Origin of the sequence: Enterobacter sp. HNDS-6, from assembly GCF_039850505.1 — a bacterium.
GTDB lineage: Bacteria > Pseudomonadota > Gammaproteobacteria > Enterobacterales > Enterobacteriaceae > Enterobacter > Enterobacter kobei.
Genome location: NZ_CP156673.1, coordinates 4341771 through 4362798, shown reverse-complemented (window position 1 = coordinate 4362798; position 21028 = coordinate 4341771). Strand labels below are relative to the sequence as shown.

Annotated in this window: 19 protein-coding genes; 14 read left to right on the top strand and 5 right to left on the bottom strand. The window is 58.0% G+C overall.

What is annotated here, in order from left to right:
- Window positions 1-4: 4 nt before the first annotated feature.
- Genes ABFI50_RS20390 through ABFI50_RS20380 form a run of 3 tightly spaced genes read right to left on the bottom strand, consistent with a single transcriptional unit; the run spans window position 5 to window position 2995 of the window.
- Entirely contained in the window at window positions 5-1537 is a 1533-nt protein-coding gene (locus tag ABFI50_RS20390) for an ABC transporter substrate-binding protein (protein WP_059373665.1), read from the bottom strand.
- A gap of 15 nt (window positions 1538-1552) precedes the next feature.
- Window positions 1553-2128 carry a D-alanyl-D-alanine dipeptidase gene (gene ddpX / locus ABFI50_RS20385; protein WP_014883892.1) on the bottom strand — a complete coding sequence of 192 codons (576 nt, stop codon included), beginning with the start codon at window positions 2126-2128 and terminating at the stop codon, window positions 1553-1555.
- Between the two features lie 12 nt (window positions 2129-2140).
- The gene (locus ABFI50_RS20380; protein ID WP_059373084.1) at window positions 2141-2995 is read right to left on the bottom strand and encodes a MurR/RpiR family transcriptional regulator; all 855 of its coding nucleotides are present in this window, start codon (window positions 2993-2995) and stop codon (window positions 2141-2143) included.
- A 266-nt stretch (window positions 2996-3261) separates the two neighbouring features.
- Between ABFI50_RS20380 and ABFI50_RS20375 the strand changes: the two genes are divergently transcribed.
- The 14 genes from ABFI50_RS20375 (at window position 3262) to dsbG (ending at window position 19377) form a co-directional block, all read left to right on the top strand.
- The gene (locus ABFI50_RS20375; protein ID WP_045282125.1) at window positions 3262-4743 is read left to right on the top strand and encodes an alpha/beta hydrolase; all 1482 of its coding nucleotides are present in this window, start codon (window positions 3262-3264) and stop codon (window positions 4741-4743) included.
- Between the two features lie 90 nt (window positions 4744-4833).
- Entirely contained in the window at window positions 4834-6045 is a 1212-nt protein-coding gene (locus ABFI50_RS20370) for a diguanylate phosphodiesterase (protein ID WP_049010582.1), read from the top strand.
- An 89-nt stretch (window positions 6046-6134) separates the two neighbouring features.
- Window positions 6135-7025, top strand: coding sequence for an aminoimidazole riboside kinase (locus ABFI50_RS20365; RefSeq protein ID WP_196361525.1), 891 nt, complete (start codon window positions 6135-6137; stop codon window positions 7023-7025).
- Window positions 7026-7198: 173 nt separating this feature from the next.
- The gene (locus tag ABFI50_RS20360) at window positions 7199-8716 is read left to right on the top strand and encodes a carbohydrate porin (RefSeq protein ID WP_045134002.1); all 1518 of its coding nucleotides are present in this window, start codon (window positions 7199-7201) and stop codon (window positions 8714-8716) included.
- Window positions 8717-8783: 67 nt separating this feature from the next.
- A complete protein-coding gene (locus ABFI50_RS20355) occupies window positions 8784-10154 on the top strand; it encodes a sucrose-specific PTS transporter subunit IIBC (RefSeq protein ID WP_014883886.1) in 1371 nt (456 codons plus the stop codon).
- Window positions 10154-11560, top strand: coding sequence for a sucrose-6-phosphate hydrolase (locus ABFI50_RS20350; protein ID WP_347484933.1), 1407 nt, complete (start codon window positions 10154-10156; stop codon window positions 11558-11560). Before ABFI50_RS20355 ends, ABFI50_RS20350 begins: the two co-directional genes overlap by 1 nt.
- Window positions 11561-11588: 28 nt before the next feature.
- Entirely contained in the window at window positions 11589-12605 is a 1017-nt protein-coding gene (locus ABFI50_RS20345) for a LacI family DNA-binding transcriptional regulator (RefSeq protein WP_023338335.1), read from the top strand.
- An 89-nt stretch (window positions 12606-12694) separates the two neighbouring features.
- A complete protein-coding gene (locus ABFI50_RS20340) occupies window positions 12695-14245 on the top strand; it encodes a methyl-accepting chemotaxis protein (protein ID WP_045268176.1) in 1551 nt (516 codons plus the stop codon).
- Between the two features lie 198 nt (window positions 14246-14443).
- The gene (locus ABFI50_RS20335; RefSeq protein ID WP_023292366.1) at window positions 14444-14863 is read left to right on the top strand and encodes a hypothetical protein; all 420 of its coding nucleotides are present in this window, start codon (window positions 14444-14446) and stop codon (window positions 14861-14863) included.
- Window positions 14860-15429 carry an RNA polymerase sigma factor gene (locus ABFI50_RS20330; RefSeq protein WP_032628975.1) on the top strand — a complete coding sequence of 190 codons (570 nt, stop codon included), beginning with the start codon at window positions 14860-14862 and terminating at the stop codon, window positions 15427-15429. The genes ABFI50_RS20335 and ABFI50_RS20330 overlap by 4 nt, the downstream gene beginning before the upstream one ends.
- A gap of 87 nt (window positions 15430-15516) precedes the next feature.
- On the top strand, window positions 15517-15885 hold the full coding sequence (locus ABFI50_RS20325; protein ID WP_014883880.1) for a hypothetical protein: 369 nt from the start codon (window positions 15517-15519) through the stop codon (window positions 15883-15885).
- Between the two features lie 48 nt (window positions 15886-15933).
- On the top strand, window positions 15934-17958 hold the full coding sequence (locus tag ABFI50_RS20320; RefSeq protein WP_347484929.1) for a protein-disulfide reductase DsbD domain-containing protein: 2025 nt from the start codon (window positions 15934-15936) through the stop codon (window positions 17956-17958).
- A gap of 7 nt (window positions 17959-17965) precedes the next feature.
- On the top strand, window positions 17966-18577 hold the full coding sequence (locus ABFI50_RS20315) for a DsbA family protein (protein ID WP_196347623.1): 612 nt from the start codon (window positions 17966-17968) through the stop codon (window positions 18575-18577).
- A 41-nt stretch (window positions 18578-18618) separates the two neighbouring features.
- Window positions 18619-19377, top strand: coding sequence for a thiol:disulfide interchange protein DsbG (gene dsbG / locus ABFI50_RS20310; RefSeq protein WP_014883877.1), 759 nt, complete (start codon window positions 18619-18621; stop codon window positions 19375-19377).
- A gap of 42 nt (window positions 19378-19419) precedes the next feature.
- On the opposite strand, the gene ABFI50_RS20305 is transcribed toward dsbG, so the two are convergent.
- Window positions 19420-20712, bottom strand: a complete 1293-nt coding sequence (locus tag ABFI50_RS20305; RefSeq protein WP_248216560.1) for a glycoside hydrolase family 10 protein — start codon at window positions 20710-20712, stop codon at window positions 19420-19422.
- Between the two features lie 7 nt (window positions 20713-20719).
- The gene (locus tag ABFI50_RS20300) at window positions 20720-21007 is read right to left on the bottom strand and encodes a VF530 family protein (protein WP_248216558.1); all 288 of its coding nucleotides are present in this window, start codon (window positions 21005-21007) and stop codon (window positions 20720-20722) included.
- Window positions 21008-21028: the final 21 nt, after the last annotated feature.

Sequence of the window (21028 nt, the reverse complement as noted above, 5' to 3'; positions counted from 1 at the left end):
TTCGTTATTTACTCATGGTGGCGATGTTGAACACCTGCTCAAGCATCGGATTAAAGGTGAAGCCTTTAACCTCTTTGTTCATCGCCAGCTGATAGTTCTTCTGGAACAGATAAACGTAGGCCGCCTCGTCAATCACCACTTTTTGCGCCTGCTGGTAATCTTTGGTGCGTTCTGCCTGATCGGTGGTTTTCAGCGCGGCCTGCAGCAGCGAGTCGACCTCTTTGTTTTCATAGAACGAACGGTTGCCCGGCAGCCCTTTTTTGTCTGATTCGAACCAGTAGTTCATGAACATATAGGGGTCGGCAAAGTCCGGGCTCCAGTTACCGATCGCAATGTCGTAATCGCCTTTACCGACGCGGTCGCGCATGGTGGCGTTCGCCAGTTTCTCAAGCTTGACGTTAATGCCGATCTTGCCGAGGCTGGCCTGGGTTGAGAGGGCGATAGGCTCCCAGTTCGGATCGTTATCCGAGTAAAGGAAGGTCAGGCTGGCGGGCTTGTCTTTGACCTTCTCCAGGACCGCTTTCGCTTTGGCCTCATCGAAGCTGTACTGCATTGCCGTGGCGTCAAAGCCCCACATGCCTTCCGGGATCGGGCCGCGCATCTGCTTGCCGTTGCCGCTCAGAATGCCCTTCACCATGCCCTGGTAGTCCGTCGCCCATGAAATGGCTCGACGTAAATCCACCTGATTGAGCGGCGCTTTGCTGTTGTTGAGGTAGAGATAGGTCACGCGCAGGGACGGGTATTCCGCGACGGCGACTTTTCCTTCCTGCTTCAGGGCCGAGAGCTGATCGACCGGCAGGGAGTCGGCAATGTCCAGATCGCCGCGGGAAAGCTGCAATCGGCGGGAGGCGCTCTCTCCGATAATTTTTACCGATACACGCTTAAAGTGCGGTTTTTCACCCTGCCAGTGTGGGTTAGGCACCAGCACCAGTTGCTGGCCTTTCTGCCAGCTTTTGAGCATAAACGGCCCGGAACCGGCGGTGTTTTGCGCCAGGAAACCGCGCGCATCGTCCGCGGCATTTTCCTTCAGCACTGCCGGGTTAATGATGGATGCCCCGTCATTTGCCAGCGTGTAAAGGAAGGGAGCAAACGGCTGGCTGAGGGTGAATTTCACCGTATGGTCATCTACCGCATCAATTTTCAGATCTTTCGGGAAAGCTTCAGACGGGCCCTGGCCGAGCTTCAGCAGGCGTTCAAAAGAGCGTTTTACCGCTTCGGCGGTGACCGGCGTGCCGTCGGAGAATTTCGCGTTATCCGCCAGGGTAAAGGTCCACTCTTTCTGGTCGTCGGACGCTTTCCAGCCTGTCGAGAGATCGCCTTCCACCTCGGTAGAGCCTGGCTTGTACTTGACCAGACGCTGATAGGACGGATAGGTGACGGTCCAGTCGTTGTTATCAATGGTGATGGCAGGGTCGAGCGTTTGCGGGTCGGCGGCTTTACCAATCACCAGCATGTCTTTCGGGACGGCAGCCAGCGCCAGCGGAGCGTTCATTACCAGCGTGGCGGCGATCAGGGTCGTGAGAAGCGATGTTTTCATGGCAGTGCTCCAGGTTTAAAGAGGGGTGTGCGTCAGGGGAAAACAGGCAAAACGGTCATCAAGCAGCGGGTAGCTGGCGGCGTTCGGCAGTTCAAAGTGCCACCATTCGCTGCTGATACCGACAAAACCGCCACCGAACATGATGGCATTCAGCAGCAGACGGTTGCGCTGGGCGTGCGGCGGTACGGAAGGGTGATACGGATGCGAGCGGTCGTGCATTTCGTCAAAACCGGCGCCCATATCCAGCACGGTATTGTGTTCGTCCATCAGCGTGACGTCGATGGCCGTGCCGCGACTGTGATTGGAGCCAATCGCCACGTCGACCACATACTCCGGGTTCGGGCAGGCATCCCACAGCTGGGCCTGCGCCTGCTGCGGTCGGTAGGCGTCGTACACCACCAGCTTCAGCCCGGCCAGCGTGGCAATGCTGATGGCTTTTGCCAGCGCGGTGGCGGCGTCGGTATGCAGCAGGCACAGCGCCTCTTGGTAGATCGGGCGACCGGTGATGTTGTCGGCAGTGGCGTACTTCAGATCGATATGCAGCGTGGGAAATGTCTTCGCCACATCAATCAGTTCACTCTCTTCGGGCATAGCTCCGCTCCTTTAGCGTTCGAATTGACCAAACTCTTGTTGTAATTGCCGGTTTACCGCCAGACGTGCCGGGAGCGCATCACCCAACGCTTCCACCACGCCCGACAGCAGCAGGTTGAACAAACAGCTCACGGGGGCAAGTGAATCCCAGAAATGACCGGTATCGGTTTTCACCTGCAGTAAGTCCATCGGATAATCCCGCGCCCACGGACACCAGATGTCGGTGATTAAGGCCAGCGGAATGCCTTTTTCGCTCGCGACGCGGCAGTACTGGCGGGCCATCGCGGAGTAGGCGCGCGTATCGGTCAGCACGACATAAGGGTGCGAAAACCCCGAGTTGAGGGATTCCACCCAGCTTCCGGATGCCCCCTCCGAATAGCTCACGCGCGGGCGCAGGTACTCAAGGTGGCTGAAGAAGGCGTTGGCGATCCCGCGGGTGGACTGGATCCCCAGCACAAACACCGCATCCGCATGGGCCAGGTTGTGTACGACCTGGCGGAAGACGTCCGTTTGCGCGAGCTGATACACCTGCGTGATGGCGTCCACTTCCAGCGAAAGGGCGTGCTGAAGGCGGTTGGGCAGGGGGCGCTGCTGTTGCCAGGAGTCCAGACGTTCGTTCATACCCCAGGGCTGATACGGATCGCGCAGGCTCTTTTTGACATCCTCCAGGTTGAGGTAGCCCAGCTTGCGCAGAAAGCGTCCCACGGTGATCCCGCTCGTCCCGCTCGCCTGACCGACGCTTTCAGCCGTTTCAAACGGTATCTGCGCGGCGTGGGCAAGCAACCAGCTTCCGACCCGTTTTTCGCTGGGCGTGAACTGGCTAAACATCGTTTCGATACGGCCCAACATCTCAGGTTTCGTCGTCATACCGCCTCGCTGTTAACACGCTGTCAAAAGCCGATCTTGTGTTACCTCGTTAACAATGCATGACGCGTGCCAGGAACACAGGCGAGGGAATGCCTGCTCTGCTGTAAACTTCATGCAATATTTAGTTAACGAATGATCAACATTTGTGCAGCGTAGTTCACTTTTGGTGCAGTGACAGAATCTGCACGTATGAATTTGGTGAATACGTCAGCCCGTTCACATTTTTGATAAGATAGAAACACAGTAGACATGAAAGGGATCCCGGCATGGCGAATTGGCCCTGGCGAGTCAGCGAGCATCTGATGGTGCTTGTTAAGAAAATAGCGATGGTGGTGGGGATCGTACTGGTCGTCCTGCTGGCAGTGCGGGTCTATCTCTCGCAGCAGGGGCCTGAACTGCATCTCTGGCATACCTGGCGGGCAGATGAGATGTCCGTACGCGAGCTCGATGGCGCTGACTTTGCCGGGTATGTTGCCCGCGAAAATGCCATTTTCGCCGATCTTAATACCGCGGTGACGGCAAAAACAGAGCATGAGGAACAAACGCCGCTAAACCGCTATTACCGCCAGAGCCTGGTCTGGCCGGGTCAGTTTTCACCGGATGCCAACCGCTCTTTTGTACTCATGCCAGCCGGAAAGCCGCGCGGCGCGGTGGTGTTGCTTCATGGACTGACGGATTCACCCTATAGCGTCAGACATCTTGCTCAGAATTATCAGGCCCACGGCTTTGTGGCCGTGGTTCCGCGCCTGCCCGGACACGGCACCGCGCCTGGCGCGCTGACGGACGTTGACTGGGAGATGTGGCTGGCGGCGACGCGCCTTGCCGTTCGGGAAGCGACGCGTCTGGCGGGAGAAAATGTGCCCCTGCATCTGGTGGGCTATTCCAACGGCGGGGCGCTGGCGATGAAATATGCCCTCGATGCACTTGACGCGCCATCGCTGCGTAAGCCGCAGCAGCTGGTGCTGCTGTCGCCGATGATCGGCGTGACGGCATTCGCGCGATTCGCCGGTTTCGCCGGGTTACCGGCGCTGCTCCCGGCGTTTGCCAAAGCGGCGTGGCTGAATATTTCCCCGGAATATAACCCGTATAAATACAACTCGTTCCCGGTGAACGCCGCCCGCCAGTCGTGGCTGTTGACGAAGGCGCTGCAGGAGCAGATTGGCCGGGAGGCGCGGGAAAACAGGTTGGCAACGCTGCCGCCGGTTCTGGCATTCCAGTCGGTGATGGATTCCACCGTCAGCACCCGCGCGGTGGTGAGCGGCTTGTTTGATCAGCTTCCGGCAAATGGCAGCGAGCTGGTGGTATTTGATATCAACCAGGCGGCGAGCTTCCGTCCGCTGTTCAAGCCATCGTCCTGGACGGCCACCTCAGCGCTGCTGCCTACTGCCGATCGACGTTACACTGTCACGGTTATTACCAATGCGAATGAACACAGTTTCTCAACGGTAGCGAAAATCACCCCGGCAGGGAGCACTCACGAGACGGTCGTACCGCTTGGGCAGTCCTGGCCGCAGGATGTCTATTCCCTGTCGCACGTTGCGGTGCCGTTCCCGCCGAATGACGATCTCTATGGCCGGGAGCCTGACGTGAAAAACCGCTATGGCATTAGCCTGGGGACGATAGCGCTCTGGGGGGAAACCTCTGTGTTGAGTGTCGGGAAAGAGGCGCTTATGCGGGTCACCTCAAACCCGTTCTACGGCTACATGGAGGAGAGGATCAACAGCCGAATCGGGGATGAGAAAAAGTAACGTTCTTCTGTTGTGTGAATATGTTAGGTCGCAATGATTAAGTATGTTAAATAATACCTTCAAGGCACCTCTCTCATCGGAACCCGTTTTGTGCTGACGACTCTCATTTACCGAAGCCAGTTGAATTTATCCCACCCGTCAACCGAACTCCGGGAGGTGGTGGAGCGCGCCAGACGCCGTAACGCGAAGCTGAATATAACCGGTGTGCTCCTCTCTAAAGGGGATGACGTTCTGCAAATTCTTGAAGGTTCCGAAGAGGGAGTGGTCAGGCTGTTCAATAAAATCCGTGATGACAAGCGGCACAGCGGAGTGGTTGAACTGATGCGGGATTATGGCCCGCGCAGACGATTTGAAAACGTCGGGATGCTGCTGTTCGATCTGCAGACGCAGTCGCCGAAAGAGGTGCTGCAATCGGTGCTGCGTTACAGCAAACTCGACAGTTACCTGGCCTCCGATGACCGCGTATTCAAATTTATTCAGACGTTTATTACAGATAAGCGTCCGAACCCGTCGGGTGGACGTTACGATCCGGCAAAGTGGGCGCTCGAACCCGAAACCTTACCCTTTGGCGAGTCTCTGGGCCTGATTGCCGCGCAAACCTGTCAATTTGCGCTTCAACCGATTGTTGAGCCTTCGGAAGGCAAGATCAGCTCCCTTGAAGCTCTTATCCGCAGCAATGACGGCGGCAGTCCGGAGCTGTTCTTCCGCGCCCTTGACCCGGACACCCTCTATCAGGTCGATCTCCAGACGAAAGCCTATGCCTTTGCGCTGGCGGAAAAGCTGGGGATTGGCAGCCACAAAATTGCGGTCAACCTGTTGCCGATGTCGCTGGTGAATGTCCCTGGCGCAGTGGAATTTCTGGTCGGTGAGATTAAAAAACACGGGCTTCAGCCAGAGCAGGTGGTGCTGGAAATCACTGAAAACGAGATGATATCCGGACTGAATCAGTTCAACAGCGCCATTAAACAACTTCGCGGTGAGGGGGTTGGCATGGCGATTGATGATTTTGGTTCCGGCTATGCCGGTCTCTCTCTGCTGACGCGCTTCCAGCCGGATAAAATTAAGATTGACCGGGAGATTATCAGCGATATTCACCTGAGCGGTCCGAAACAGGCGATTGTACGCTCGATTATTAGCTGCTGCTCCGATCTCGAAATCACCCTGGTGGCGGAAGGTATCGAGAAAATAGAGGAGTGGTGCTGGCTCGAATCTGCTGGGATCCGCCGCTTCCAGGGCTTCCTGTTTGCCCGCCCGCTGCTTAACGGCGTCGGAGATATTCACTGGCCGCACCTGGTGCGTTAAGGCAATTTTCCACTCGCGTTATTTCCCCGTCGTCCTGCCTGTGCTTAAATAGCTAAAACGGTTTAACATAGTTTAGCTTCGAGGTTCACATGGAAAAAATCTGGGTACTGGGTGATGCGGTGGTGGATCTGCTGCCTGATGGAGAAGGGAGATTACTGCAATGTCCGGGTGGCGCCCCGGCAAACGTTGCGGTCGGTATTGCCCGCCTGGGGGGGCGTAGCGCGTTTATCGGCAGAGTTGGAGACGATCCTTTCGGGCGCTTTATGGCTCACACACTGGCTGACGAGCGGGTCGATGTGCAGTGGATGCGCCTTGACCCGGCACACCGCACCTCAACGGTGGTGGTCGATCTCGACGAACAGGGCGAACGTTCGTTTACCTTTATGGTGCGCCCGAGCGCCGATCTGTTTCTGGAACCTGCCGATCTGCCTACCTTCAGCCAGGGTGAATGGCTGCACGTCTGCTCCATCGCGCTAAGCGCTGAACCCAGCCGCAGTGCGGCCTTTCAGGCGATGGATGCCATCAGGAAGGCGGGCGGTTACGTCAGTTTTGACCCCAATATACGCCCGGATCTCTGGCCGGATGAAACCGCACTTCGACGCAGCCTTGAAGAGGCGCTGCAACGTGCTGATGTGGTGAAACTCTCCGTCGAGGAACTGGCATTTTTAACCGACGAGGAGCAGGTGCACGCCGGTCTGGCTGCACTCATGCGCCGCTGTCCGGCGCGGCGGGTGCTCGTCACGCAGGGTAAAGAGGGCGTTATTGCCTGGCATGAAGGCACCGTGAACCACTATCCGGCAACCCCGGTTAAGTGTGTCGATACCACCGGCGCGGGGGATGCCTTCGTCGCCGGACTGCTCTACGGGCTGGCCGCCGGTCTTGAACTGGTTCCCGCCATCACCTTAGCCCAGCGCTGCGGCGCGCTAGCCACCACTGCGAAAGGGGCGATGACCGCCTTGCCCTGGCAGCACGAGCTGTAATTTCTCCCTTCACAGGCCGTCGGTCGACGGCCTGAATTGTTGCCCCGATCACACTTACTAAAACGGTTTAGCAAAAAAGATTGCCGATCCAAAATTCACCAGTTTAGTATCAGCAACCTAAACCGGTTTAGCAGTTTAGCACGTTTAATGACTTCTTTGAGGGATGCGACAAAATGTATAAAAAACGCAGACTTGCCGTGATGATAGGCATGCTGGCCGGAAGTACCTCTGTTTTTGCCCAAACGGATATGACAAGTATCGAAGCGCGGCTTGCCGCAATGGAACAACGCCTTCAGGACGCAGAGACGCGCGCGCAGAGGGCGGAGAAACGCGCCACGGAAGCAGAACAAAAAACGCAGCAGCTCGTTGCCGCGCAGCAGCAGACGCAGTCAACAACCCAGGCGGTGGCGCAGCGCACCACTGCGCTGGAGAAGAAAGCGGATCAAAGCAGCGGGTTTGAGTTCCACGGCTACGCTCGTTCCGGCCTGCTGATGAATGACGCGGCCTCCAGCAGCAAAAGCGGTCCGTATCTGACCCCAGCCGGCGAAACCGGTGGTGCAGTAGGGCGTCTGGGCAATGAAGCCGACACCTACGTTGAGCTGAACCTGGAGCACAAACAGACCCTGGATAACGGGGCGACGACGCGCTTTAAAGCGATGCTGGCCGACGGCCAGAGAACCTATAACGACTGGTCAGCTGATACCAGCGATCTCAATATTCGTCAGGCCTTTGCGGAGCTGGGCAATCTCCCTGATTTCACCGGCGCGCTGAAGGGCAGTACCTTCTGGGCAGGTAAACGCTTCGACCGCGATAACTTTGATATTCACTGGCTGGATTCCGACGTGGTGTTCCTGGCCGGTACCGGTGGTGGCGTCTACGACGTGAAATGGAACGATTCGCTGCGCAGTAACTTCTCCCTCTATGGCCGCAACTTCGGCAGCGTGGAGCAGACCGACAATAACGTTCAGAACTATATCCTCAGCATGAACCACTTCGCCGGGCCGCTCCAGCTGATGGTGAGCGGCCTGCGGGCAAAAGATAATGACGATCGTAAAGACGCGAACGGCGATCTCATCAAAACGGATGCCGCCAACACGGGCGTTCATGCCCTGGTGGGCTTGCACAACGAGAGCTTCTACGGCCTGCGGGAGGGGACGGCCAAAACCGCGCTGCTGTATGGTCACGGGCTGGGGGCGGAAGTGAAAAGCATCGGCTCCGATGGCGCACTGCTGTCCGAGGCAGATACCTGGCGCTTTGCAAGTTACGGTGTCACGCCAATTGGCGGTGGCTGGAGCATTGCGCCTGCCGTCCTGGCGCAGAGCAGTAAAGATCGCTACGTCAAAGGCGACAGCTATGAGTGGGTCACGCTCAACACCCGCCTGATTAAAGAGGTGACCCAGAATTTCGCGCTGGCGTTTGAGGGAAGCTATCAGTACATGGACTTAAACCCGGAAGGTTATAAAGACCGAAACGCCGTCAACGGCAGTTTCTACAAGCTGACCTTTGCTCCGACGTTAAAAGCGAGCAAAATCGGCGATTTCTTCAGCCGCCCGGAGCTTCGCCTGTTCGCCACCTGGATGGACTGGAGCAGCAAACTGGATAATTACGCCAGCGATGATGCCTTTGGCAGCAGCGGTTTCAACGCCGGCGGGGAATGGAACTTTGGGGTCCAGATGGAAACCTGGTTTTAACCCATCACGCTCCCGCCTGGCGGGGGCGTTTCGCACATCATAAAAAAGAAGTCAGGCAGAGGTATCTATGGATTTTAATCAAATCGCCCGCGAGCTTATTCCGCTGCTGGGTGGCAAGGAAAATATCGCCAGCGCGGCGCACTGCGCAACGCGTCTTCGTCTGGTGCTGGTTGATGACGCGCTGGCCGATCAGCAGGCGATCGGCAAGGTCGACGGCGTTAAAGGCTGTTTCCGTAACGCCGGGCAGATGCAGGTGATTTTTGGTACGGGCGTGGTGAATAAAGTCTACGCCGCGTTTATTCAGGCGGCGGGGATTAGCGAGTCCAGCAAGTCTGAGGCGGCGGACCTGGCGGCGCGCAAGCTGAACCCGTTCCAGCGCATAGCGCGTCTGCTCTCCAATATCTTTGTGCCGATCATTCCTGCGATTGTGGCGTCCGGCCTGCTGATGGGCCTGCTCGGCATGGTGAAAACCTACGGCTGGGTCAATGCGGACAACGCTATCTATATCATGCTGGACATGTGCAGTTCGGCGGCGTTTATCATTCTGCCGATCCTGATCGGCTTTACCGCCGCGCGGGAGTTTGGCGGTAACCCGTACCTGGGCGCGACGCTGGGCGGCATCCTGACCCACCCGGCGCTCACTAACGCCTGGGGCGTGGCGTCCGGTTTCCACACCATGAACTTCTTCGGCCTGGAAATCGCGATGATTGGCTATCAGGGCACGGTATTTCCGGTGCTGCTGGCCGTCTGGTTTATGAGCATCGTGGAGAAAAACCTGCGCCGCGTGATTCCGGATGCGCTGGACCTGATCCTGACGCCGTTCCTCACCGTTGTGATCTCTGGCTTTATCGCCTTGCTGATTATTGGTCCGGCGGGACGCGCCTTAGGGGATGGTATCTCCTTTATCCTGAGCACGCTTATCGCCCACGCGGGCTGGCTTGCCGGGCTGCTGTTTGGCGGACTGTATTCGGTGATTGTGATCACCGGTATTCACCACAGCTTCCACGCGATTGAAGCGGGGCTGCTGGGCAACCCGTCGATTGGCGTGAACTTCCTGCTGCCGATCTGGGCCATGGCGAACGTGGCGCAGGGCGGTGCCTGTCTGGCGGTGTGGTTCAAAACCAACGATGCCAAAATCAAAGCCATTACGTTACCGTCGGCGTTCTCTGCGATGCTGGGCATCACCGAGGCGGCTATTTTTGGTATCAACCTGCGTTTCGTTAAGCCGTTTATTGCCGCGTTGATTGGTGGCGCGGTGGGGGGCGCCTGGGTGGTCTCTGTGCATGTCTACATGACTGCCGTCGGGTTGACCGCCATTCCGGGTATGGCCATCGTGCAGGCCAGCTCGCTGCTCAACTATATTATCGGCATGGTGATTGCCTTCGGCGTGGCGTTTACCGTCTCGCTGCTGCTGAAATATAAAACGGACTCTGAATAATGACGTTACCTTCCCGCTGGCCTGCGATTCTGCAGGCCGTTATGAAAGGGCAGCCGCGCGCGCAGGCTGACAGCCATTATCCGCAATGGCACGCCGCGCCGGTGACGGGGCTGATGAACGATCCCAACGGGTTTATCTGGTTTGCCGGTCGCTACCATCTGTTCTATCAGTGGAATCCGCTGGACTGTGAGCATCGTTTTAAATGCTGGGGGCACTGGAGTTCTGCGGACCTGGTCCACTGGCAGCATGAGCCGCTGGCGCTGATGCCCGACGAAGAGTATGACCGCAACGGCTGCTACTCCGGTAGCGCCGTGGATAACCAGGGCGTGCTGACGCTGTGCTATACCGGCAACGTGAAGTTCGATGACGGCAGCCGTACCGCCTGGCAGTGCCTGGCCGAGGAACAGCCGGACGGCACCTTTAAAAAGCAGGGGCCGGTGCTGGCGCTGCCGGAGGGCTACACCGGTCATGTGCGTGACCCGAAAGTGTGGCAACACGACGGGCTGTGGTACATGGTGCTGGGCGCGCAGGATCTGCAAAAGCGCGGCAAAGTGCTGCTGTTTAAATCCGCTGATTTACATGCCTGGGCTTCCTGCGGTGAAATCGCTGGTTACGGGGTCAACGGCCTGAAGGACGCAGGTTATATGTGGGAGTGCCCGGACCTATTCGCGCTCGACGGTACGCACGTGTTGATTTGCTGTCCGCAGGGGCTGGCGCGCGAGCCGTATCGCTATCTCAACACCTATCCGGCCGCCTGGATGAGTGGGGCGTTTAGCTATGAACGCGGCACGTTTGCGCACGGCGAGCTGCACGAGCTTGACGCGGGCTTTGAGTTTTACGCCCCGCAAACGACGCTGGCGGAAGATGGACGACGCATTCTGATTGGCTGGATGGGTGTACCGGACGGGGAAGAGATGCTTCAGCCGACGCGGTCGCACGGCTGGATGCACCAGATGACCTGCCCGCGCGAATTGCAGTATCGCGACGGCAAGCTCTGGCAGACTCCGGTGCGTGAGCTGGCGGCGCTGCGTGAAGAGGAGCAGCACTGGCAGGGACGTGCCAGCGATGCGCCCGTTCTGGATGCCGCGCGACTGGAGTTTGAGTTAAGCGCCTCGCAGGTGAACGTCGATTTTGCGGGCGCGCTGCGCCTCATGGTTGATGAGCAGGGCGTGCGGCTGGAACGCGCAAGCCTGAAAACCGGTGAGACGTTGACCCGCTACTGGCAGGGGGACGTCCACCATTTACGCGTCCTGTGCGACCGCTCCAGCGTTGAAATTTTCATCAATCATGGCGAAGGGGTGATGAGCAGCCGCTATTTTCCTGACCATCCGGCCTGGGTGCGCTTCGAAGGTGCGTCCGATATCACATTACGCTACTGGTCGCTGCACGCCTGCATGATAGAATGAGGGTTTTGGCAGCCGGATCTAAGTCGTTGTGAGAAAAACAAAACGCGTCACCATTAAAGACATCGCGGAGCTGGCGGGTGTGTCAAAAGCCACCGCCAGCCTGGTCCTGAACGGGCGCAGCAAAGAGCTTCGCGTGGCGGAAGAGACGCGTGAACGCGTGCTGGCGATTGCGAAAGAGCACCACTATCAGCCCAGCATTCACGCCCGGTCACTGCGCGATAACCGTAGCCACACCATTGGTCTGGTGGTGCCGGAGATCACCAACTACGGCTTTGCCGTCTTTTCTCACGAGCTGGAAACGCTGTGCCGCGAGGCGGGCGTCCAGCTGCTGATCTCCTGTAGCGATGAAAATCCGGGGCAGGAGACGGTGGTCGTCAACAACATGGTGGCGCGTCAGGTCGACGGACTGATTGTCGCCTCCAGCATGCTTAATGATGCGGACTACCTGAAACTCAGCGAGCAGCTGCCCGTGGTGCTTTTTGACCGCCATATGAACGACAGCACGTTGCCGCTGGTGATCACCGATTCCGTCACCCCAACGACGGAACTGGTGGCGGATATTGCCCGCCAGCATCCGGATGAATTCTATTTTCTGGGCGGACAGCCGCGCCTTTCTCCGACGCGCGACCGTCTGGAAGGGTTTAAGCAAGGTCTGCGAGCGGCCGGTGTGGAACTGCGCCCCGAGTGGATCATTCACGGCAACTACCACCCTAGCTCCGGCTACGAAATGTTCGCCGAACTCTGCGCCCGTCTGGGGCGCCCACCGAAAGCCCTGTTCACCGCCGCCTGCGGGCTGCTGGAAGGGGTACTGCGCTATATGGGTCAACATAACCTGATGCAAAGTGATATCAGATTAGCCAGCTTTGACGATCACTATCTCTACGATTCGCTGACGATCCCGGTGGATACCATTCGCCAGGACAATCGCCAGCTGGCGTGGCATTGCTTTGATCTGATTGGCAAATTGATCGAAGGGGAGACGCCGCAGCCGTTGCAGCGCAAGCTCAATGCCACCCTGCAGCGGCGCTATAAGTCAGCGGTATAGCCTCGTTCGATACATCAATAACTTTAATTAATTTAAGTTTTGGATGCGCCGATAACCATAAGGAATAATTCTCCTTGAGGTATTGGTTTATGTCGTTGAAAAAGTCATCCCTGATTGTCCTGTTCTCACTGCTTTTGTTCTTTGTGGTCAGCACCGTCACCAGCGTTGGCCTCATCATTAAAAGTAATAATTCCCTGGATAACGTCAACAAAGAGATCCAGGTTGTGCTGTCGATTATTGACCCCATCAACCATAGCCGTACGCTGCGCGTTCGCGTGATGGAGTATGTGAAGATGGTGGAAGCGGGCAACTCGGCAGACGGGGCGGCGAAGCTTGCTACAGTAAAAGAGGCGCTGACCAAAGCGGACCACGCCTTTGCGGCCTTTATGGCTTCGCCGCGACTCACGGATGAAGCGCCTCAGGTGAGTGCCTATCAGGATGCCTGGCAAAACTACCGCAACCAGGGGCTGGCGCCGCTGATCGATGCCGCTGAGGCACAAGATGTTGCTAAATTTAACGCGCTGATCCCGGAAGTTTCCCGCCTCGACCGCCAGTACGAAATCGTTCTCGACCAGGTCCTTTCCGTCCACCAGAAATACGCCAAAAGCCTGAACGAAGACGCGAGCAGTAATTTCGTCTCCGGCCTGGTGATGATTGCCGTTATCGCCTGCCTGTTTGTGCTGGTGATTGTTGCCGTCAGCCTCTTCATGAAGCGCTTCGTCTTTGCGCCGGTCAACCTGGCGCGCGAGCACTGCAGCCAGATCGCCGCGGGCAAGCTCGACATTCCGGTGCCGGTGAAGGGGAGTTCGCATAATGAAATCGACCACCTGATGGGCTCGATGGAGCAGATGCGTCAGGCACTGCTGGCCACTATTGCTCAGGTGCGCGATGCGAGCCACACCGTGACGCACGCGGCGCAGGAGATTGCTTCCGGCAATATCGACCTCGCATCACGTACCGAGCAGCAGGCTTCCGCGTTGACCCAGACGGCGGCAAGCATGGAAGAGCTGAGCGCGACGGTGGCGAACAATACCGATAACGTGTATCAGGCCGGAAAACTGGTGCAGGATGCGGTGCACAATGCCCATACCGGCGAAGCGGTGACCCGCGAGGTGATCGACACGATGAATACCATCGCGGCGAATTCGAAGCGCATCGAAGACATTACCAGCGTGATTAACAGCATTGCCTTCCAGACCAACATTCTGGCGCTGAACGCAGCGGTGGAAGCGGCGCGCGCCGGTACGCAGGGCCGCGGTTTTGCGGTAGTGGCCAGTGAAGTGCGAACCCTCGCACAGAAAAGCGCGGTGGCGGCCAAAGACATTGAAAGCCTGATTGCGCAGTCGGTTTCCAGCGTGAAAAACGGTGCGGAGCTGGTCAACCGCTCGGGCGAGGTGATTGACTCGATTATTTCATCGGTGAACAAAGTGAATACGCTGATGGAGCAGATCTCCGTGGCTTCGGAAGAGCAGAGCCGTGGGATCAGCCAGGTCGGGCAGGCGGTGACCGAAATGGACGGCGTGACCCAGCAGAACGCCGCGCTGGTGCAGCAGTCCGCTGCGGCGGCTGCCTCGCTGGAAGAGCAGGCGCAGCAGCTTTCACGGAGTATTTCGAGTTTTAGGTTGCCGGTGCAGGCGTAATTCTTTAAATCTGCCGGGTGGCGCTGACGCTTACCCGGCCTACGAAATCTGTAGGCCCGTGCAAGCGTTAGCGCCGCCGGGCACTCGCTGCGATTGCGCATCCGTAAAATTATTTCATTCCCCTCAGCAATATTTCCCTCCCTTATCCGTCTACCTCATCACAAGCCATAATCAGTTACGATAAACGAGGTAAACACCATGAGAGATTTTGAACTGCACGGCAGAGGTCACGGGCGCGGATTCGGTCGTCACCGTATGGGCAAGGGCTTAGTCATCGGCGCGGTGATTTTCATCGTGCTCGGCCTGCTGGTGATGTCCCTGTGGAACGCCTTGCTCCCGGCGATCCTCGGCGTGAAGGCCATCGGATTCTGGCAGGCGCTGGGCATTCTGGTACTGAGCCGCATTCTGTTTGGCGGGCTGGGCTTCCGCCCGGGGATGTTTGGCGCGCACCGCCGGATGCACGAGCGCTGGATGAACATGACGCCCGAGCAGCGCGAGGCGTTTATTCAGCAGCGCCGCGAAGGCTTTGGTCGCCACGGGCGCGGCCACTGCGGCTGGCACGGTCATCGTGACGATAAGCGCGATGACGCTACGCCAAAAGCGCCGGACGCAGAGTGAGCGAGATGAAAGCCGGAGAGGTGGGCGGATCCCTGTTGATGTCGGCGCTCAACGCCTGCCGCGCCCGGCTGAAGGCCTTTATTCGCGGACGAACGTCCGTGCGCGACGACGCCGACGACATTTTGCAGGAAGTGACCTATCAGCTGATGAAGGTGGAGCAGCCGGTCGAAAACGTCGCCGCCTGGCTGTTCCGCGCGGCGCGTAACGAGATGACCGACCGGGCGCGTAAGAAACGCGAGGTGTCGCTCTCCGGCTATTTTACGGATGAAGAGGAGGAGGGCTTCCCGGAGGACGAGCTGGCCGAAACCCTGTTCGGTGTCCCGCAGACGCCGGAAGAGGAGTATCTCAAAACGCTGCTGTGGGAAGAGCTGGGGCAGGCCCTGTCTGAACTGCCGCCGCCGCAGCGCGAGGTGTTTGAAAAGACCGAGCTTCACGGCTACAGCATTAAAATGCTGGCAGAGGAGACGGGGGCCAGCGAACAGGCGCTGTTATCCCGCAAGCACAAGGCGGTGCTGTTTCTGCGCACGCGGTTGCGGGATATCTATGATGCCCTGACGGGCGAATAGCGGCCTCAGACAAAACCTTACACTTCCGGTACTTGTAGATTCATCACTATCGTTTATGATCGGGGCGTCTTGTTACTCTGGAATGTTATGCGCAACCGTCAGCTCCTCGGAAAATGGCTTTTGATCGTTACCTGTCTCGCGATGGCGCTTTGCCTCGTGCAGCGTGCGGTCATGCTCAACCATTTTTTACAGGGACTGGAGCCGCAGATCGCCCTGAGTGCAGACGCCCCGTCGCAAAGCAACGCCGGGGAGTCTGGGCCTTCACCCTGTCAGCTAGGCGCGCACTCCCTGCTTTGCGCGCAGCCGCTGTTCTTTGACGGCGCGCTGCCGGCCATTATTATCTTCTTCGCGCTGCTGCAGCTGTTTACGCAAGGGCGGGCATTTGCGCCCGTGGAACAGCCCGTTCAGGCACCGCCTCCCCGAATACACCTTAAAAACTGCGTTTTCCGTGAATGAAAATCATCGTCATCACACGATAATTTTTCACTGTTCACGGAGTAAAACATGGTTAACCTCTTCAGGGGATTCGTCTTCCTGTGGCTGTCCTGCATCGGCATTGTCCATGCGGCGGACACCGGCTGGCTGGTCTCCCCACAAAACGATCACGCCCGCATCCGCTTTCAGGCGGAAAGGGAACAAACGCACATTACAGGCCTGCTCACCGTTGAGCTAAAGCCCGGCTGGAAAACCTACTGGCGGTCGCCGGGCGAGGGTGGCGTCGCGCCAAAAATCGCCTGGCCGCAGGGCGTTACGGATAGCTGGTCCTGGCCGGTACCGTCGCGATTCGATATCTCCGGTATGACCACGCAGGGCTATCACGATAAGGTCACGATCCCCATCGTGCTCGACGGTGTGAAGGGCGACACGCTCGACGGCACGCTCACGCTCTCCACGTGCAGTAACGTTTGTCTCCTGACGGACTACCCGCTGCATCTCGATTTTACACAGCCGGTGGATGACGGTTTCCGTCACGCCTTTGACCGCGCGATGCATGCCGTGCCGGGCACGTCTGGCGTTTCCGCCGATCTGTCCGCCTGGCTCTCTGACGGCAACCTGGTGGTGACGGGAACGACCGACGGGAAATGGGATAATCCGGGGATCTACTTTGACCCGCTGGAGGGGGATATTCTGCCCGGCGAGCCGGCCATTAAGCACGATGGCAATACGCTTCGGGTCACGGTGCCCGTCACCGACGAATGGGGCGATAAGCCCACGTCGCTGGAAGGAAAGAGGCTGTCATTTGTGCTGACCAATGGCAGTGACGCACAGCAAACCACGATGACCGTTGGCGCTACGCCCGCCGAGCCTTCCGCCCCAGGCGGGACGGGCAAAATGGTGCTCTTAGCCCTGCTGGGCGGGCTGATCCTCAACCTGATGCCGTGCGTGCTGCCGGTGATGGGAATGAAGCTTAACAGTATTCTGCAGGCGGGTTCGGACAGACGCGTCATCAGGCTGCGCTTCCTGGCAACCAGCGCCGGTATCCTCACCTCCTTTATGCTGCTGGCCGCCATGGTGACCGGGCTGAAGCTGGCCGGGGCGTCCCTGGGCTGGGGCATTCAGTTCCAGAACCCGTGGTTTATCGGGCTGATGGTTACCGTGACCTTCCTCTTTGCGCTGAACCTGTTTGGAACGTTTGAGATGCTGCTGCCTTCTGCCGCTACCGGGCGACTGGCTACGGCAGGCGGGGCTGGGCTTGGCGGCAGTTTCTGCGAAGGGATGTTTGCTACGCTGCTGGCCACGCCGTGCTCCGCACCGTTCCTCGGTACCGCAGTTGCCTTTGCCCTTGGCGCGCCGCTGCACGCCCTGTGGCTCATCTTCCTGATGCTCGGCGTGGGCATGAGCCTGCCGTGGCTGTTTGTCGCCCTGGTGCCAAAAACGGCCATGCTGCTGCCGAAGCCTGGCCGCTGGATGAACACGCTTAAAGCGATCCTGGGCCTGATGATGCTGGCCTCCAGCCTCTGGCTGGCGACGCTGCTGAGCCTGCATCTGGGGGCAATGGTGAGTCAGATCGTGGTGCTGGTGCTGATTGTTGTCGCGCTGGTGCTGTTCGCGTTGAAGGGGCAAACCTCCTCGCCGTTGTTCTGGATCGTGGTCATCGCGCTGTCGGCGTTTGGCGGGTATCAGCTGCGCGGAGTGTTTACCTCGCCGCCGGACGCTCCGGCGCAACATATCGCTGAGGCCATCCCGTGGCAGCCACTGAGTGAAGACGCCATCCAGCAGGCGCTTTCTCAGGGGAAACGGGTGTTTGTGGATATTTCGGCGGACTGGTGTGTGACCTGCAAAGTTAACGAGCATCGGGTCCTGAATCAGCCAGACATCATTGCCGCGCTGAGTCAGCCGGACGTAGTGGCGCTGCGCGGTGACTGGAGCCAGCCGTCCGCCTTTATCGCGGATTTTCTGGCGAAGCGAAACCGCTACGCTATTCCGTTTAATGCGGTATATGGCCCTGGTCTGCCGGAGGGCGAAATCCTCTCACCGCTGCTGGATAAACGCACCCTGGTCACCACCCTGAACAATGCAAAAGGCTAAACGTATTATGAAAAAATTCCTTATCACGCTGATGCTCCTGCTGGCCTCGGCTCAGGTGATGGCCGCTCAGCCGCTGACGCCAGATCAGGAGCAACGTGCGCAGAAGATGATCGCAGATTTTCTGTTTAACGATCCGAATTCCCCGCGTATCGGCGCGAAAAATCCGAAACTCACCCTGGTGGTGTTTACCGACTACAACTGCCCGTACTGCAAGAAATTCGACCCCTATCTGGAGAAGATCGTAGAAAAACATCCCGATGTCGCCGTGGTGTTTAAGTTTTTACCTTACCGCTCGGAAAGTTCGCTGACCGCCGCGCGCGATGCGCTCACGCTCTGGCGTCAGGATCCCGGGGCGTTTATGAAACTGAACAATACCCTGATGGCCAAAAAGGGGTACCACGATGACGCCAGCATTCAGGAAGCGCAAAAACGGGCAGGGGTCAGCGTTACCACGCCTGATGAGGAGAGTCTGATGACGATCAAGCGCAGCCTGCTTGTCGCGGAAAAAATGGGCATTCAGGGTACGCCCGCCACGCTGATTGGTGAGGGATTGCTGCCCGGCTGGGTGCCTTTTGAACAGTTCGATGAAATCGTCAGCGACGCGCTGAAAAACCGCTAACCTGAAGGGGGCGTGATGCCCCCGATAAACCGGAGAGGGATATGAAAAAATTACTGTTACTTTCGGCACTGGCGACCTCAGGGCTGGTCCAGGCTGCTGACGCTATACCGGATGTGGTTAAGCACTTCAGTGAGCAGCAGAACATTACAATCATCAAGAAGCTGGATGCTCCCGGCGGCGCGCCGGCCTGGCTGGGGCAATATCAGGACATGGGGGTGACGCTCTTTTTAACCCCGGACGGCAAGCACGTGATTTCGGGCTATCTGTACGATGACAAAGGGAAAAACCTCAGCGAGGGGTATTTCCAGAAAGAGATCTATGCCCCGATGGGACGCGAAATGTGGAAGACGCTCAACGCGGCGCATCCCCTGAAGGAAGGGGCGGATAACGCGCCGCGCAAAGTCTTCGTCTTCGCCGATCCGTTCTGTCCGTACTGCAAGCAGTTCTGGTCAGAGGCGCAGCCGTGGGTCAAGGCGGGCAAGGTCCAGCTGAATACGCTGCTGGTGGCGTTTCTTAACCCTAACAGCGGACGTAACGCTGCCGCGATCCTGAATGCGAAAGATCCGGTCTCGGCCTGGCGCGAGTACGAGCTCTCCGGTGGCAAAAAGTTACCGAAGCCTGAGGGGGAAGGGTCTCGCGAAACGGTAGCGATCCTGCAGAAACACCAGGCGCTGATGGACAGTCTGGGGGCCAACGCCACCCCGGCCATTTACTATATGAACGCGGAAAACGAGCTGCAGCAGGTTGTCGGGATGCCGGACGCGCAGCAGCTTGAAGCGATGTTCGGGCCGAAGCCGTAAAGAACGCAGGCAGAAACAGGACGTTTCTGCCCGGCCGTCCGGTTAGCTACCCCAGCGTCCTTTGAGATAGTTGACCGCCTGCTGCGTCTGCGGCTTGTTCAGGTAATCTTCCCGGAACAGGATGGTGCCGTTGACGTTGGGCAGTGAATCATTGAGATCGAGCTGTTTTTTCAGTTCCGGCACGCCGCCCTGAACCGTCCAGTCCGGCTCATTTTTCGACGGTTCGCCCACTTTGTAGAACGCGATGCCGATGTACAGACGCGTGTGGGTCGGCTTCACGACGTCGGCCCACCATTTGGTCAGCACGTCATAGCGCGCGGCATCCCGGGAGAAGGGCCAGTAAATTTGCGGGGCGATGTAGTCCAGCAGGCCCTGCTGCACCCACTGACGCGTATCGGCGTAGGATTCATCATAGGCGGCGGCACCCCGGGTGTCCGAGCCTGCCGGGTCAAAGGAGCGGTTACGCCACACGCCAGCCGGGCTGACGCCAAACTCAACGTCGGGTTTGGTTTGTTTTATCGCGCGGGAAACCTGGACGATCAGCTGATGCGTGTTGTGTCTTCGCCAGTCGGCCTTAGAGGCAAATCCCTGTCCGTACTGCCGGTAAGTCTGAGAATCATTCAGTGCGGATCCCGGTGATTCAGCATAAAAGTAATCATCAAACTGCACGCCGTCTATCGGGTAGTTCGCCACGACTTCCGTGACGACACGGGTTATCCAGTCGCGCACTTCCGGAATGCCGGGATCGAGTACGAAGCGATCGCCCGAGACGCGTACCCACTCCGGGTGCTGGACATAGACGCTCGACGGGGTCTGATACGCCGTCCGGTTCAGGGCAGCGATGGTTGACGGCTTCGTGTTGGTCGACACGCGGTACGGGTTGAACCAGGCATGGACTTTCATACCGCGCTTGTGCGCTTCATCCAGCATAAACTGAAGCGGATCGTATCCCGGATATTCGCCGATGTTGCCCGTCAGCATATCTGACCACGGTAATATTTTTGATGACCAGAGTGCCGTGCTATCCGGCTTTACCTGGAAAAATACCGTGTTAATCCCAAGGTGTTTAAGGTTATCGAGCTTGGCGATAAGCGCCTGCTTTTGCATTGCGATGCGCTGGTCAGCGCTGGTGCCATTCACCGATGCCAACGGCGGCCAGTCGAGGCGAGAGACGGTCGCCAGCCAGATCCCGCGCATTGGCTCGTTTGCCTGTTGGGTCGGTTTGCTGACGGTGGGGAGCGGGGTAACTAATGATTTTGGTGGTTTTGAGGAGCAGCTTACAAGTAAAAGTGCGCAGCCAGCCAGCGCACCGATCCGTTTTACGTGTCGCGTCATTTGCGTATTAGCTCTTGATAATCCGACTGTTAGCCCAGGGATTAAAGGCGGGCGCCTCCTGTTCTTTATGTCCCTCGTCGTGGAGGGAATCCAGATACAGGGCTTCGACCTCCGCGCGTGCCCACTGGGTACGGCGCAGAAATTTCAGGCTCGATTTAACGCTGGGATCTTTTCTGAAACAGTTAATTTTGATGCGGTCACCCAACTCGCTCCAGCCATATTTCGCGACCAGGGCGTTGACCATCATCTCCAGCGTGACGCCATGCAAAGGATCTTTGGAAACGTGTGCAGTCATAGGTGTCCGGATGTCTCAATT